This is a genomic window from Pseudomonas sp. Nvir (assembly GCF_963778085.1).
Taxonomy (GTDB): Bacteria; Pseudomonadota; Gammaproteobacteria; order Pseudomonadales; family Pseudomonadaceae; genus Aquipseudomonas; species Aquipseudomonas juntendi.
The window spans coordinates 5,803,031-5,816,682 of the sequence record NZ_OY970405.1 but is presented as its reverse complement, the minus strand read 5'-3'; the positions used below and the strand labels follow the sequence as shown (position 1 = coordinate 5,816,682).

At 61.8% G+C, this 13,652-nt stretch carries 13 protein-coding genes; 6 read left to right on the top strand and 7 right to left on the bottom strand.

Annotated features, from left to right (window positions below; all coding sequences use genetic code 11):
- Positions 1-24 precede the first annotated feature (24 nt).
- The 3 genes from uvrD to zwf all read right to left on the bottom strand — a co-directional run bounded on the left by uvrD (position 25) and on the right by zwf (position 4,184).
- Positions 25-2,211: a DNA helicase II gene (gene uvrD / locus AACG97_RS27715; protein WP_009683531.1), complete on the bottom strand. Its 2,187-nt coding sequence runs from the start codon at positions 2,209-2,211 to the stop codon at positions 25-27.
- A 133-nt stretch (positions 2,212-2,344) separates the two neighbouring features.
- On the bottom strand, positions 2,345-2,653 hold the full coding sequence (locus AACG97_RS27710) for a hypothetical protein (RefSeq protein WP_009683530.1): 309 nt from the start codon (positions 2,651-2,653) through the stop codon (positions 2,345-2,347).
- 88 nt (positions 2,654-2,741) lie between these two features.
- The gene (gene zwf / locus AACG97_RS27705) at positions 2,742-4,184 is read right to left on the bottom strand and encodes a glucose-6-phosphate dehydrogenase (protein ID WP_197884907.1); all 1,443 of its coding nucleotides are present in this window, start codon (positions 4,182-4,184) and stop codon (positions 2,742-2,744) included.
- 103 nt (positions 4,185-4,287) lie between these two features.
- Between zwf and hexR the strand changes: the two genes are divergently transcribed.
- Together hexR and AACG97_RS27695 are read left to right on the top strand one after the other, a co-directional pair.
- Complete coding sequence (gene hexR / locus AACG97_RS27700) at positions 4,288-5,154, top strand: transcriptional regulator HexR (RefSeq protein ID WP_009683527.1); 867 nt, start codon at positions 4,288-4,290, stop codon at positions 5,152-5,154.
- Between the two features lie 152 nt (positions 5,155-5,306).
- On the top strand, positions 5,307-5,525 hold the full coding sequence (locus AACG97_RS27695; protein ID WP_080709225.1) for a PA3496 family putative envelope integrity protein: 219 nt from the start codon (positions 5,307-5,309) through the stop codon (positions 5,523-5,525).
- Here the strand turns inward: AACG97_RS27695 and AACG97_RS27690 are convergent.
- Positions 5,467-6,414 (bottom strand): LysR family transcriptional regulator, encoded by a 948-nt coding sequence (locus AACG97_RS27690; RefSeq protein ID WP_161891643.1) that lies wholly within the window; start codon positions 6,412-6,414, stop codon positions 5,467-5,469. The two genes, AACG97_RS27695 and AACG97_RS27690, sit on opposite strands and share 59 nt — an antisense overlap.
- Positions 6,415-6,618: 204 nt before the next feature.
- Here AACG97_RS27690 and AACG97_RS27685 point away from each other — a divergent pair, with 204 nt between their 5' ends.
- The 4 genes from AACG97_RS27685 (at position 6,619) to AACG97_RS27670 (ending at position 11,756) form a co-directional block, all read left to right on the top strand.
- On the top strand, positions 6,619-8,034 hold the full coding sequence (locus AACG97_RS27685) for an acetyl-CoA carboxylase biotin carboxylase subunit (RefSeq protein ID WP_009684483.1): 1,416 nt from the start codon (positions 6,619-6,621) through the stop codon (positions 8,032-8,034).
- A gap of 98 nt (positions 8,035-8,132) precedes the next feature.
- A complete protein-coding gene (gene oadA, locus AACG97_RS27680; protein WP_197884906.1) occupies positions 8,133-9,941 on the top strand; it encodes a sodium-extruding oxaloacetate decarboxylase subunit alpha in 1,809 nt (602 codons plus the stop codon).
- Positions 9,942-10,155: 214 nt separating this feature from the next.
- On the top strand, positions 10,156-11,481 hold the full coding sequence (locus AACG97_RS27675; protein WP_197884905.1) for a type II toxin-antitoxin system HipA family toxin: 1,326 nt from the start codon (positions 10,156-10,158) through the stop codon (positions 11,479-11,481).
- A complete protein-coding gene (locus tag AACG97_RS27670) occupies positions 11,478-11,756 on the top strand; it encodes a helix-turn-helix domain-containing protein (protein WP_197884904.1) in 279 nt (92 codons plus the stop codon). The genes AACG97_RS27675 and AACG97_RS27670 overlap by 4 nt, the downstream gene beginning before the upstream one ends.
- Before the next feature lie 48 nt (positions 11,757-11,804).
- Here AACG97_RS27670 and AACG97_RS27665 read toward each other — a convergent pair whose 3' ends face one another.
- Genes AACG97_RS27665 through AACG97_RS27655 form a run of 3 tightly spaced genes read right to left on the bottom strand, consistent with a single transcriptional unit; the run spans position 11,805 to position 13,570 of the window.
- Positions 11,805-12,476 (bottom strand): GNAT family N-acetyltransferase, encoded by a 672-nt coding sequence (locus AACG97_RS27665; protein ID WP_197884903.1) that lies wholly within the window; start codon positions 12,474-12,476, stop codon positions 11,805-11,807.
- Between the two features lie 5 nt (positions 12,477-12,481).
- Positions 12,482-12,928, bottom strand: a complete 447-nt coding sequence (locus tag AACG97_RS27660; protein WP_054913820.1) for a GNAT family N-acetyltransferase — start codon at positions 12,926-12,928, stop codon at positions 12,482-12,484.
- Between the two features lie 12 nt (positions 12,929-12,940).
- Positions 12,941-13,570, bottom strand: coding sequence for an FMN-binding negative transcriptional regulator (locus tag AACG97_RS27655; RefSeq protein ID WP_197884902.1), 630 nt, complete (start codon positions 13,568-13,570; stop codon positions 12,941-12,943).
- Between the last annotated feature and the right edge of the window lie 82 nt (positions 13,571-13,652).

The following is a 13,652-nucleotide window of genomic DNA, read 5'->3' as shown; positions in this document are numbered from 1 at the left end:
CAAGGAACGGTACTGGCACAGGCGTCAGATCGCCTCGAGTTTGGCATACCCCAGCATCAGCCATTTGCTGCCTTCGGCAAAATTCACCTGCACCCGTGCCTGGGCGCCGGAGCCCTCGAAGTTGAGGATCACACCTTCGCCAAACACCGCGTGCTGCACCCGCTGGCCGAGGTTGAAGGCGGTTTGCGGGATGTTGGCATTGTCGAACAGGTGGCTGTTGGTGGCTGTCTTGGGGGCGCCGAACGGGCGGCTGACGCTGTTGGAAAGGCGTACTTCCTGAACCAGCCCCGGTGGAATTTCGCGAACGAAGCGCGACACCTTGTTGTAGGTTTCGCTGCCATACAGGCGGCGTGTCTCGGCATATGTCATGACCAGTTGGCGCATCGCACGGGTGATGCCGACATAGGCCAGGCGGCGTTCCTCTTCCAGGCGGCCAGGTTCCTCAAGGCTCATCTTGTGCGGGAACAGCCCTTCTTCCATGCCGACCAGGAATACGTAGGGGAACTCCAGGCCCTTGGCGCTGTGCAAGGTCATCAGTTGGATGCTGTCCTCATGTTCGTCCGCCTGGCTGTCGCCGGCTTCCAGCGAAGCATGGCCGAGGAAAGCCGAGAGCGGAGAGAGGTCGGCATCTTCTTCGGTGGATTCGAAGTTGCGCGCTGCGCTGACCAGTTCCTCAAGGTTTTCTACCCGTGCCTGGCCCTTTTCACCCTTTTCTTCCTGGTGATAGGTAATCAGCCCGGACTGCTCGATGGTGGTCTGGGTCATGGTATGCAGCGGCATGTCCGCAACCTTGGCAGCCAGCCCTTCGATCAGTTCGATGAAGGCCCCCAATGCGCTGGCGGCGCGGCCTTTCAACGCCTTGGCGGCGATCAGCTGGCACATGGCCCCCCACATGGAAAGCTGGCTGTGGCGGGCGTGCTCGCGGATGGCTTCGACGGTTTTTTCGCCAATGCCGCGTGGGGGTACGTTGATTACCCGCTCCAGTGCGGCATCGTTGCCACGCCCTTCGATCAAGCGCAGGTAGGCCATGGCGTTCTTGATTTCGGCGCGCTCGAAGAAGCGTTGGCCGCCATAGATGCGGTACGGCACGCGTTCGCGCAGCAAGGCTTCTTCCAGCACCCGTGACTGGGCGTTGGAGCGGTACAGGATGGCGATGTCGTTGCGCGCGTTACCCTGCTTGATCAGGCCTTCGATGGTTTCCACCACGTAGCGTGCTTCGTCGTGCTCGTTGTAGGCCGCGTACAGGGTCAGGGGTTCGCCTTCACCCAGGTCGGTCCACAGCTCTTTGCCCAAGCGCCCGCTGTTGTTGGCAATCAGCGCGTTGGCAGCCTTGAGGATGCCGCCGGTGGAGCGGTAGTTCTGCTCCAGGCGGATCATTTCGGCGTCGGGGAAGTCGGCGGTGTACTGGTGGATGTTCTCGATCTTGGCGCCGCGCCAGCCGTAGATCGACTGGTCGTCATCGCCCACCGCCATCAGGCTGGCGCCACCGCGTGCCAACAGGCGCAGCCAGGCGTACTGCACGGCGTTGGTGTCCTGGAACTCGTCGACCAGCACGTGCTGGAAGCGCCGCTGGTAATGCTCCAGCAGGCCGGGGTGGTCACGCCACAGGTCCAGTGCGCGCAACAGCAGCTCGGAAAAGTCGATCACCCCGGCGCGTTCGCAGGCCTGCTCGTAGGCGGTATACACCTCGCGCATGGTGGCCAGGAACAGATCGCCACCGGCCTGGATATGTTGCGGGCGCAGCCCCTCGTCCTTCTGGCCGTTGATGAACCACTGGGCCTGGCGGGCCGGCCACTTCTGTTCATCCAGGCCCAGCTCGCGCATCACCCGCTTGATGAGGCGCTGTTGGTCGTCGCTGTCGAGGATCTGGAAGTTCTGCACCAGCCGCGCTTCCTGCCAGTGTGCCCGCAGCAGGCGATGGGCCAGGCCGTGGAAGGTGCCGACCCACATGCCAGCTGGGTTGATGCCCAGCAATTGCTCGATCCGCTGGCGCATTTCCGCGGCGGCCTTGTTGGTGAACGTCACCGACAGGATCGAGTGCGGCGAGGCCTGCTCTACCTGGATCAGCCAGGCGATACGGTGCACCAGCACGCGGGTTTTACCGGAACCGGCGCCGGCAAGCACCAGTTGACGCCCAAGCGCGGCCGCTACGGCCTGGCGTTGGGCATCGTTGAGGGAGTTCAGCAGGAGGGAGAGGTCGTCTGTGTGCATCCGGCCATTCTAGGGCGCGGCAGGGAAGGGGTAAATGGTACTGTATAAATACTCACCTGCCCAAGCGCCGAACGGTGCATGCGCAAGGCCGCCGCGCCGGGCGTGCAAGCCGACGTGGCGGTTGTCAGCGAAATCAAGCAGTGATCAGGATTTCGTCGATCTCGGCAAGCAGCGCGCCTTCGTGGAAAATTTCCACGCTGGCGATGGCTTCAGCGCCGGTTGGCATCTCGAAATGCACCTCCTTGTCACACAACACCTGGATGAAGCTGCCGCCTTCCGATTTCAATTCCAGGTCCAGGGCCAGGGTACCCGGTTGCCCGTCGCGCTTGACCAGCACGGGGTCGACGCCAGGGTTGGCGACGGTGACGGAACCTGCAACCCGCACCCGCGCCCCTGGGGGCATCCTGTCATGTTGGGCTTTCCAGTTCTTGCTGTTGATCATGTCTGCAGCTCCATTAGTACGAAGGGCGAAATGCGCCTTCCGACCAGAGCCTGCAACAAGCCCCAGCCCAGCCACAGCATGAAACTTTTCAGCTATGCCAGACCCTGCCATGGCGTGCCAGCAGGCTGGTAGCCTGCTCTGGCCCGTTGCTGCCAGCCGCATACGGGCGTGGGGCCTGGAAGTGTTCTTCACAGCCCTTGATCACGGGGTCGATCCAGGCCCAGGCGGCTTCTACTTCATCACGGCGCATGAACAGCGTGGAGTCGCCCTCCAGCACATCCAGTAACAGGCGCTCGTAAGCCTCCCAGCGGCGGGTCTGGCTGAAAACCTGGGCCAGGTTCAGGTCGAGGTCGACCGGCTCAAGGCGCATGCCCTTACCTGGGCTTTTGGTCATCATGCGCAGGCTGATGCGTTCCTCTGGTTGCAACTGGATCAGCAGCTGGTTCACCTGGCCACCGTTGAACAGCTCATGGGGCACCGGCTTGAACTGAATGACGATTTGCGACGAGCGCCGTGCCATGCGCTTGCCCGTGCGCAGGTAAAACGGCACCCCAGCCCAGCGCCAGTTGTCGATGTGTGCCTCGATGGCGATGAACGTTTCGGTGTCGCTGTCATTGTCGACGTCTTTTTCGAAGTAATAGGCCGGCACTTCCTGGCCGCCGATGCGCCCCGGGCCGTATTGGCCACGGACCGTCTTGTCCTGCACGTCCTGGCCAGTGATCGGCTTGAGCGCGCGCAGTATCTTCACTTTTTCATCGCGTACCGCTTCGGCCTCGAACTGCGCAGGTGGCTCCATGGCCACCAGGCACAGCAACTGCAGCAAATGGTTTTGCAGCATGTCGCGGATCGCGCCGGCCTTGTCGTAGTAGCCGCCCCGGTTCTCTACACCCAGGGTTTCGCACACGCTGATCTGCACGTGATCGACTTGGTTGTTGCGCCACACCGGCTCCAGCAGGGCGTTGGCAAAGCGCAGCGCCATCAGGTTTTGCACGGTTTCCTTGCCCAGGTAGTGGTCGATACGGAATACCTGGGTTTCTTCGAACACCGCGCCAATCGCTTCGTTGATGGCGGTGGCCGACTCCAGCGAGTGGCCGATCGGCTTCTCCAGCACGATGCGTGCTTCGCCGTCGGCCAGGCCGGCGGTGTGCAGGTGGTTGGCAATGGGGACGAACAGCTTGGGTGCGGTGGCCAGGTAGAAGATGCGCGTGAGCCCGCCGGGTTCACCCAGGTAGCGCGCCAGGCGGCCGAAATCGGCGCTCTGTGACGCGTCCATGGGGAAGTAGTCGAGGCGTGCGGAAAAACGCTGCCACACTTCTTCGTCAAAATCGGTACGGGCAACCTGTGCCCGGCAGTGGCGCTCGGCGAGCTTCAGGTAGTCATTGCGTGGCAGGTTGCGGCGGGCCAGTGCGATGACGCGTACTGCAGGGTTGAGGCGGGCCTCGCGGAACAGGTGGTAGAGCGCCGGAAGCAGTTTGTGCAGGGCCAGATCGCCGGTGCCGCCGAATACCAGAATGTCGCAAGGAATAGTCAAACCGCCACTCTCCACGTTCGTTTAACTGGGCGGGTTGGCGTCCATGTAGTATAACTACAAGAAAGCTACAACCCGGCCAGCCGATCATAACCGAGTCCAGCCCGTGAATCTGTTGCAACATATCGCCCAATCGCGCCACCTGCTGCGCAAATCGGAACTGAAAGTGGCCGACCACGTGCTGCTCGACCCGGCTGCCGTCATGCACAGCTCCATGGCCGACCTGGCGCACAGCGTAGGTATCAGCGAACCCACCATCGTGCGTTTCTGCAGGGCCATCGGTTGCACGGGCTTTCAGGACCTCAAGCTGAAGCTGGCGCAGAGCCTGGCCGCCGGGGCCAGCTTCGGCCAGTTCGCCATCCACGAAGACGACTCGGTCGCCGACTACAGCCTGAAAATCTTCGACACCACCCTGCACACCCTGATGGAGGTGCGCGAGCACCTCGACCCGCTGGCGCTGCAGCAGGCGGTGAGCGCCATGGCGCAGGCTCAGCGTGTGGAGTTCTACGGCTTTGGTGCCTCGGGGGCTGTAGCGGCAGATGCTCAGCACAAGTTCTTTCGCCTGCTGCTGAGCGCGGCGGCGTATTCCGACCCGCACATGCAGGCCATGTCGGCGGTGACCTTGAAGCCGGGCGATGTGGCCGTGTGTATCTCCCAGTCCGGCCGCTCCAAGGACCTGTTGATCACCGCCAACCTGGTACGCGAGAGCGGGGCCAACCTGATTACCCTGTGCCCCAGCCAGACACCGCTGGCCGAGTTGTCGACGGTCAACCTGGCGATCGACGTGCATGAAGACACCGAAATCTATACCCCGTTGACCTCGCGCATTGCCCACCTGGTGGTGATCGACGTACTGGCCATGGGTGTGGCCATGGCGCGTGGGCCGAGCCTGGTCAACCACCTGAAAAGCGTGAAACGCAGTTTGCGCAGCCTGCGTTTGTCGCCCAAGTCGATCAAGGCTACAGACGACTGAATTCAGTCTGTGCCGGCCCCTTTCGCGGGCTTGCCCGCGAAAGGGGCCGGCACCGGCAAAGCAGATTTCACTGTTTTGTCACCATTTCACCGCTAAACCGTAAACCTGCCAGGCCAGTCTGAAGCTCCCGCATCCTATCTGGGAGACAGGCAATGGCTCGTGACTTCGACGGTACGTATCAACCCAGCGCCAAGGCTCGCAAGCAGCAGGAAAAGGATCAGCGCCGCATGGAATACCGGCGGGCGATCGAAAGCTATTGCGACCAGCGTCAATTGCTCCGCGAGCTGGCGGACTACCCAGACCTGCAAGCGCTCACGGTGTGGCAGGCGTCTGCGGCAGCCTCCCCGAAAAACGTTCAACAAGCCCGCTGATCAGCGCACGTTCGCCGCGGATGAACGCCAGAAACGCCAAGGCCACCGGCGACTGGCGCTTGGCCTTGGCCTGCACCACGCACCAGCTGCGGTACAGGGGCAGCTCTTCCACCGGCAGTTCGGTCAGCACGCCGGTGGCCAGTTCCAAGTTCACCGCGTGGCGGGTCAGCAACGCCACCCCGAGACCTGCGATCACGCATTCGCGTTGGGCATCGGCCGACGCCACTTCCAGGGTCTGGGTGAAATGCACACGCTTGTCCTTGAAGTACTCCTCGCACGCCTTGCGCGTCCCTGAGCCTTGCTCGCGGACCAGCAGGGTATGCGGTTCCAGATCCTGCAGGCGCAGCTGCTCCAGCTTGCACAGCGGATGCTGTGGCGGCGCCACGGCCACGATCGGGTTGTTGAGGAAGGGCAGAAACTCCAGGCCCATGTCCTGGGGCACCATGGACATGATGATCAGGTCATCGCGGTTGTCGGAAAGCCGCCGAATGGCCTGGGCACGGTTGACCACCGTCAAGGTCAGGTTGACCTCCGGGTGACGTTGCTTGAAGGCCGCGAACAAGTGCGGAACGAAGTACTTGGCACTGGACTCGACCGCCAGCTTCAACTGACCTTGCAATGAGCCCTGCATGTCCGACAGCTGCATGTCCAGGCTCTCCAGCCGGCCGAAGATATCCCGGCTGGCACGCTGCAGGGCCTCGGCTGCTTCGGTCAGGTAGAGCTTCTTGCCAACGTACTCGAACAGTGGCTGGCCTATCAGCTCTTCGAGCTGCCGGATCTGTAGACTAACGGCGGGTTGTGTGAGCGCCATTTCTTCCGCAGCGCGGCTGTACGAACGCAAATCACACACTTCGTTGAAGATCTGCAATTGTCGTAAAGTCATACGCATCAAGGACTTACGCATAGTTTTCGGCTCATCGGCAATACCTTGTTACCCAACTATAAGCTTTTGCTAATACAGCCCCTAACAAATATTGATTTTTGTTTATCAACCTACAGCGCTAGGGTGAATACGCGACTGGCCAGCAACGTCTGGTCACGCGCCGACCGGTAGAACCGGCTCGACTGTTCCTACGGCTTTGGGAAGACTCCAGTGATAAAAAAAATCCTGATCGCCAACCGAGGTGAAATCGCAGTTCGGATCGTGCGTGCATGCGCCGAGATGGGCATTCGCTCGGTTGCGATCTATTCCGACGCCGACCGCCACGCCCTGCACGTCAAGCGTGCCGACGAGGCGCACAGCATTGGTGCCGAGCCGCTGGCCGGGTACCTGAACCCGCGCAAACTGGTGAACCTGGCGGTGGAAACCGGTTGCGATGCCCTGCACCCGGGCTATGGCTTCCTGTCGGAAAATGCCGAGCTGGCAGAGATTTGCGCCGAACGCGGGATCAAGTTCATTGGCCCGGCCGCCGACGTGATTCGCCGCATGGGCGACAAGACCGAAGCACGCCGTACCATGATCGCCGCCGGTGTGCCGGTAACCCCGGGCACCGAAGGTAACGTTGCCGATATCCACGAAGCCCTGAGCGAAGGTGACCGCATCGGTTACCCGGTCATGCTCAAGGCCACTTCGGGTGGCGGTGGCCGTGGTATCCGCCGTTGCAACAGCCGTGAAGAACTGGAGCAGAACTTCCCGCGGGTCATTTCCGAAGCAACCAAGGCATTTGGCTCGGCCGAAGTCTTCCTGGAAAAGTGCATCGTCAACCCCAAGCACATCGAGGCGCAGATTCTCGGTGACAGCTTCGGCAATGTGGTGCACCTGTTCGAGCGCGACTGCTCGATCCAGCGCCGCAACCAGAAGCTCATCGAAATCGCCCCAAGCCCACAGCTCACCCCTGAGCAGCGCGCCTATATCGGCGACCTGGCGGTGCGTGCAGCCAAGGCAGTGGACTACGAAAACGCCGGCACCGTGGAGTTCCTGCTCGCCGATGGCGAGGTGTACTTCATGGAAATGAACACCCGGGTGCAGGTGGAGCACACTATCACCGAGGAAATCACCGGCATCGACATCGTCCGTGAACAGATCCGTATTGCTTCAGGCTTGCCGTTGTCGGTGAAGCAGGAAGACATCCACCACCGCGGCTACGCGTTGCAGTTCCGTATCAACGCCGAAGACCCGAAGAACAACTTCCTGCCCAGCTTCGGCAAGATCACCCGGTACTACGCCCCTGGCGGCCCGGGCGTGCGCACCGACACGGCGATTTATACCGGCTACACCATTCCACCGTTCTACGACTCCATGTGCCTGAAACTGGTGGTCTGGGCGCTGACCTGGGAAGAAGCCATGGACCGCGGCCTGCGGGCCCTGGATGACATGCGTGTACAAGGGGTGAAGACCACCGCTGCGTACTACCAGGAAATTTTGCGTAACCCGGAATTCCGTAGCGGCCAGTTCAACACCAGCTTCGTCGAAAGCCACCCTGAACTGACCAACTACTCGATCAAGCGCAAACCCGAAGAGCTGGCCCTGGCCATCGCCGCTGCCATCGCCGCCCACGCAGGCCTATGAATGCAGCAGCAAGCTGTAAGCGGCAAGCTGCAAGTAGAAGCAGATCAGCTTTTTCTAGCAGCTTGTAGCTTCAAGCTTGCCGCTACGAGGAGATAACAATGTCCAAGAAAATTCACGTAACCGACACGATCCTGCGCGACGCCCACCAGTCCTTGCTGGCCACCCGCATGCGTACCGAAGACATGCTGCCGATCTGCGAAAAGCTCGACAAGGTCGGCTACTGGTCGCTGGAAGTGTGGGGCGGTGCCACCTTCGACGCCTGCGTGCGCTTCCTCAAGGAAGACCCGTGGGAGCGCCTGCGCAAGCTGCGCGCTGCGCTGCCCAACACCCGCCTGCAAATGCTCCTGCGCGGCCAGAACCTGCTGGGCTACCGCCACTACAGCGACGACGTGGTCAGGGCCTTCGTGGCCAAGGCGGCAGTCAACGGCATCGATGTATTCCGTATTTTCGACGCCATGAACGATGTGCGTAACCTGCGCGTGGCCATCGAAGCGGTCAAGGCCGCAGGCAAGCACGCCCAGGGCACCATTGCCTACACCGTCAGCCCGGTGCACACCATCGAAGCCTTCGTGAACCAGGCCAAGCAGATGGAGGCCATGGGTTGCGACTCGATCGCGATCAAGGACATGGCCGGCTTGCTGACGCCGTTCGCCACCGGTGAACTGGTCAAGGCCCTGAAGGCCGAGCAGTCGCTGCCGGTGTTCATCCACTCCCACGACACGGCTGGCCTGGCTGCCATGTGCCAGCTCAAGGCAGTGGAAAACGGCGCCGATCACATCGACACCGCCATTTCCAGCTTCGCCTGGGGCACCAGTCACCCAGGTACCGAATCGATGGTCGCTGCGCTCAAGGGCAGTGAGTTCGACACCGGCCTGGACTTGGAGCTGTTGCAGGAAATCGGCCTGTACTTCTACGCGGTGCGCAAGAAATACCACCAGTTCGAAAGCGAATTCACCGCGGTGGATACACGCGTGCAGGTCAACCAGGTTCCCGGCGGGATGATTTCCAACCTGGCCAACCAGCTCAAGGAGCAGGGCGCCCTCAACCGCATGAATGAGGTGCTGGCCGAGATTCCGCGGGTCCGCGAAGACCTTGGCTTCCCGCCGCTGGTCACCCCGACCTCGCAGATTGTCGGTACCCAGGCGTTCTTCAACGTGCTGGCCGGCGAGCGTTACAAGACCATCACCAACGAGGTGAAGCTTTACCTGCAGGGCGGCTACGGCAAGGCCCCGGGCGTAGTCAACGAGCAGTTGCGCCGCCAGGCCATCGGCAGCGAAGAGGTGATCGACGTGCGCCCGGCCGATCTGCTCAAGCCGGAGATGACCAAGCTGCGTGGCGATATCGGTGCCTTGGCCCGGTGCGAAGAAGACGTGCTGACCTTCGCCATGTTCCCGGATATCGGGCGCAAATTCCTCGAAGAGCGCGAAGCCGGCACCCTGACCCCGGAAGCCCTGCTGCCGATTCCGGAAGCCGGTGTGGCTGCCGCCCCAGGCGGTGAAGGCGTACCGACCGAATTCGTCATCGATGTGCACGGTGAAACATACCGCGTCGACATCACCGGTGTGGGTGTGAAGGCCGAAGGCAAACGCCACTTCTACCTGTCGATCGATGGCATGCCGGAAGAGGTGGTGTTCGAGCCGCTCAACGAGTTTGTCGGCGGCGGCAGCAGCAAGCGCAAGCAGGCCAGCGCCCCAGGCCACGTCAGCACCACCATGCCCGGCAACATCGTCGATGTGCTGGTCAAGGAAGGTGACATGGTCAAGGCAGGCCAGGCGGTGCTGATCACCGAAGCCATGAAGATGGAGACCGAAGTGCAGGCGGCCATCGCCGGCAAGATCGTGGCCATCCACGTGGCCAAGGGCGATCGCGTTACACCGGGCGAGATCCTGATCGAAATCGAGGGCTGATACAGGCCCTCGTCTACAAGCGGTTTACCTCTGGGGAGCGGATGCTCCCCTTTTTTTGAGGTTGAATATGCATTTTAATGCAGGAATAGCGTGAATCTTGGTCCATATCTGCATTAAATTGCAGAATTCACACTGAAACATCAGGGAATCTGCACTATGATGCAGATTCATCGACCGAGTCGGTTGTCCGCATGCGGTAAATTGCAGGTGCACCATGTACAGACTCACGCTTCAACTCCATGATCAGGCGCAGTGGCATGATGCTGTTGCCATCGCCTTTGTCGAGCCTGAAAAGGGCCTCTCCAGCCCCTGCGAGTTCGGCTATACCTCCGAGTACGTCAAAACCCATCTGGAGGCATACGACAGCCTGTTCTGCCAGGCGGCAACCGCGAGGCTGCCGGTGGATTTTGGTTCTCATCGTCTGCAGCATGCTCCCGCGTTCCTTTACGACATCGCGCCCGCCGGTGCCGCCAAGCGCTTCCTGCTCCGGCATATCGGCCGTGAGAAACCAGAAGGCATGGGGGATGACCTGTTTCTCCTGGGGCGGTCCACTCCGGCGCCAATCGGCAACCTGCGCATCAAGGAGTCGGCTGAGCTACTGGATTATGCCGACCCCATCGGGTTTGCCCGTCAGGATGTGATCACCCGCGATCAACGGTTTCTCGAATACGCCTATGAGCGAGGTGCGGCCATCGGTGGCGCGACAGGCGCCGGTGGGGAGGCGCCAAAGCTGTTGATGACCGAGGCAGAAAACGGCCTGTTGTATCCCGACGCGGTGCTGGCGGATGAACGTGCCCGGCGTCACTGGTTCATCAAGTTCGCCAGGAACCAGGCACTGGCTGATGATCAGCAGATACTGCGGGCCGAGTATCTCTACTACAAGGCGTTGCAGCAGCTTGGCATCGAAACGGTGGCCACTGAATACATGGCGCTGGAAGAAGGCACCAAGCCCAGCCTGTGGCTGGAACGCTTCGACCGGCAGGTTTGCGCGCAGGGTGTGCAACGCTTTGCCGTGGAGTCGATGTACTCCCTGTGTGGCGTGACCGAGCCTGGCAGCCGAATGGGGCACCTGGAGGCGATTGAGGCGCTTGCCGTGGTGTGGAAACTGGCCGGGCAGGGGAGGCAGCTGCCTGACCTGGTTGCCGATTATCTGCGGCGCGACCTGATCAACAAGATCCTGGGTAATGCCGATAACCACGGGCGTAACACTGCGATCATCCGTACCCGTGACACCGTGCGCCTCGCACCGATCTACGACCTTGCACCGATGGTGATGGATCGGGAAGGGATAACGCGAACGACGAAGTGGCCAGCCTCGATAGAGCGGGCTGGCGATATCGACTGGCAGGCTGCCTGTGCTGCACTGGCCGAATTTGTCGACCCGGGCGAAGCTTTTGAGCGTCTGCGGTGGGATGCCCGGCACCTGTTGGCATTGCCGGATATCTTGTCCGCCCTGGGGCTGCCTGATGCGGTGATGAATCACCCGGCAATTGCGCTGGGCAGGCTTGAGCGCCGGATCGTTGAATGGGGGTTGGCATGACGGTTTCCATCGATGCCCGTGGGCTACTGATCGAAGGAGTATGCGAAGGGATCGCCAACGGCAGTCTTGAGCTGGGTGCTGCCGTGCGGCGGCTGCGTGTGGAGGTGGCGAAGATGCAGCAGACTCAGTTTGCACGCATGTGCAAGATTTCCGTGCGTACGCTGATCCAGATCGAGCAGGGCGGTGGTAACCCCACGCTGAACTCGTTGAACGCCGTGTTCAAGCCATTTGGCTTGCAGATGGGGGTTGTCAGGCGCGCGAGTCTGATCAGGTAAGCCACTGCACCGATCATAGGCCCGTGAGCCCGTGACCGGTGGTGCAGGTCAGTTCCTGCGGCAGGCTTCAAGCGTTCGTGCCTGCCCTTGCGGGCGCTGGTTCTCGGCACTCAACCACCGCTCGAAGCCAGCCGCCACCTGCGGCCACTCATCATCGGTAATCGAGTACCACGCCGTATCACGGTTGTGGTCCTTCACCACCAGGTGCTTGCGGAACACCCCTTCGAAGACGAACCCGAACCGCTGCGCTGCACGCTTGGAGCGGGCATTGGCGTTATTGCACTTCCATTCCAGGCGGCGGTTCCCGAGTGCGAAGCTCAGCTTGGCCAGCAGGTAGACGGCCTCGGTACTCCTGGGTGTGCGCTGCATGGGCGCGCCGAAGGCGATGTGGCCGATCTCGATGCGGCCATGATCAGGCACGATCGACATCAGGCTGAGGATGCCCTGAGCCTTGCCGCTGGCGCGGTCGATCACGGTGAAATACAGCGGGTCGTGGCCGGCGGCGTTACCTTGCAGCCAGCGGTCGAAGGCAGCGCGTTCGGTAAACGGGCCGTAGGGCAGGTAGTCCCACAGTACCGGGTCGGCGCCCGGGCCTTGCAGGGCAGCCCAAAGGTCGTCGCCGTGGCGCACCGGGTCGAGTTTTTCCAGGCGGATGAAGCGCCCGTCGATGGGCTCGGCCTTGGGGGATGCGGCGGGTTTCCAGTGCAGTGCGTCAGTCATGTGGCCTACAACCCTTTGCGGAATTGGATGAAGCCCGGGCGCTCGGCAACCTGCTCGTACAGGCTGATGGCGGTGGCGTTGGTTTCGTGGGTCAGCCAGTGCACCTTGTTGCAGTTGTCGGCCTTGGCTGCAGCATAGACATGTTCGATCAGCTGGCGGCCGATGCCCAGGCCCCGCTGTGCGCTGTGCACGTAAAGGTCCTGCAGGTAGCAGGCATTTTCGATGCTCCAGTTCGAGCGGTGGTAGATGAAGTTGACCATGCCCACGGCCGTGCCATCCACCCAAGCCAGGGCCGAATGGGTTGGCTCGTTGGGGTCGAGCAGGCGCTGCCAGGTACTGAGGCTGACGTCATCGGCCAGTTCGGTTTCGTAGAAGTGCAGGTAGGCCTGCCACAAGGCATGCCAGGCGGCGTGATCTTGAGCAGTGACGGGGCGCAGGGTAACGCTGGGCATTGGGCTAGTCCTTCACAGAAGGCGCATGTGCGCGGCAAGTTGATTGTCCAGGTGATCGGGGCTGGCGCTCAGGCTTTCGCGCACGCCGGCAATGTCCTGCTCAGCGCGGTTCTGGCTCAGCTTGCGCGCGCCTTGCAACCGCTGGATCGGCAGGCGAATGCCAACAATGGCGCGGAGCATGCCGTCGATGTAGTCGGCGGGCGCATCGCTCACCTGCCACGGCTCACTGCGGCCGTGCTCATGGCGGTCGGTGAGCCGGCTGACAATCGCCAGCAATGGCTCGGCGTCGTGGATCACGTCGGCTACCCCATAGGCGTGCACGGCCAGGTAATTCCAGGTTGGCACCACCTTGGGGTTCTCGGCCTTGCTCGGGTAGTAGCCGGGGCTGACATAGGCATCGGCCCCGGGAAACACCAGCAGCGCTTCGGCCCCCCGCGCCAGGTCCTGCCACTGCCGGTTGGCCCTGGCCAAGTGGGCATACACGGTGCCGAACTCGCCTTCTGCGGGGTCGAGCAGCACCGGCAAGTGGGTGGCCAGCAGGCCCTGCTCGCCATGGCTGACCAGCACGGCCAGACGCGTGTCGAGCATGTGCCGCTGCAGCCGGGCGAGGTCGTGTTCCTGGTGTGGCTTACTGTTGTACATGGCCTGAGTCCTTGTCGAATGGTCCCATCCTAGGCAGGCTAATGGTTCTGGGTAAGAGCCATTACTGCCTGTTTTCATAGGT

Excerpts from the sequence above, each read along its gene's own strand:
- AACG97_RS27710 (WP_009683530.1), bottom strand. The coding sequence starts at position 2,653 with ATGATCAACAGCAAGAACTGGAAAGCCCAACATGACAGGATGCCCCCA.
- AACG97_RS27660 (WP_054913820.1), bottom strand. The coding sequence starts at position 12,928 with ATGCCCAGCGTTACCCTGCGCCCCGTCACTGCTCAAGATCACGCCGCC.
- AACG97_RS27675 (WP_197884905.1), top strand. The coding sequence starts at position 10,156 with ATGTACAGACTCACGCTTCAACTCCATGATCAGGCGCAGTGGCATGAT.
- oadA (WP_197884906.1), top strand. The coding sequence starts at position 8,133 with ATGTCCAAGAAAATTCACGTAACCGACACGATCCTGCGCGACGCCCAC.
- AACG97_RS27690 (WP_161891643.1), bottom strand. The coding sequence starts at position 6,414 with ATGCGTATGACTTTACGACAATTGCAGATCTTCAACGAAGTGTGTGAT.
- AACG97_RS27655 (WP_197884902.1), bottom strand. The coding sequence starts at position 13,570 with ATGTACAACAGTAAGCCACACCAGGAACACGACCTCGCCCGGCTGCAG.
- AACG97_RS27695 (WP_080709225.1), top strand. The coding sequence starts at position 5,307 with ATGGCTCGTGACTTCGACGGTACGTATCAACCCAGCGCCAAGGCTCGC.
- uvrD (WP_009683531.1), bottom strand. The coding sequence starts at position 2,211 with ATGCACACAGACGACCTCTCCCTCCTGCTGAACTCCCTCAACGATGCC.
- AACG97_RS27670 (WP_197884904.1), top strand. The coding sequence starts at position 11,478 with ATGACGGTTTCCATCGATGCCCGTGGGCTACTGATCGAAGGAGTATGC.
- AACG97_RS27665 (WP_197884903.1), bottom strand. The coding sequence starts at position 12,476 with ATGACTGACGCACTGCACTGGAAACCCGCCGCATCCCCCAAGGCCGAG.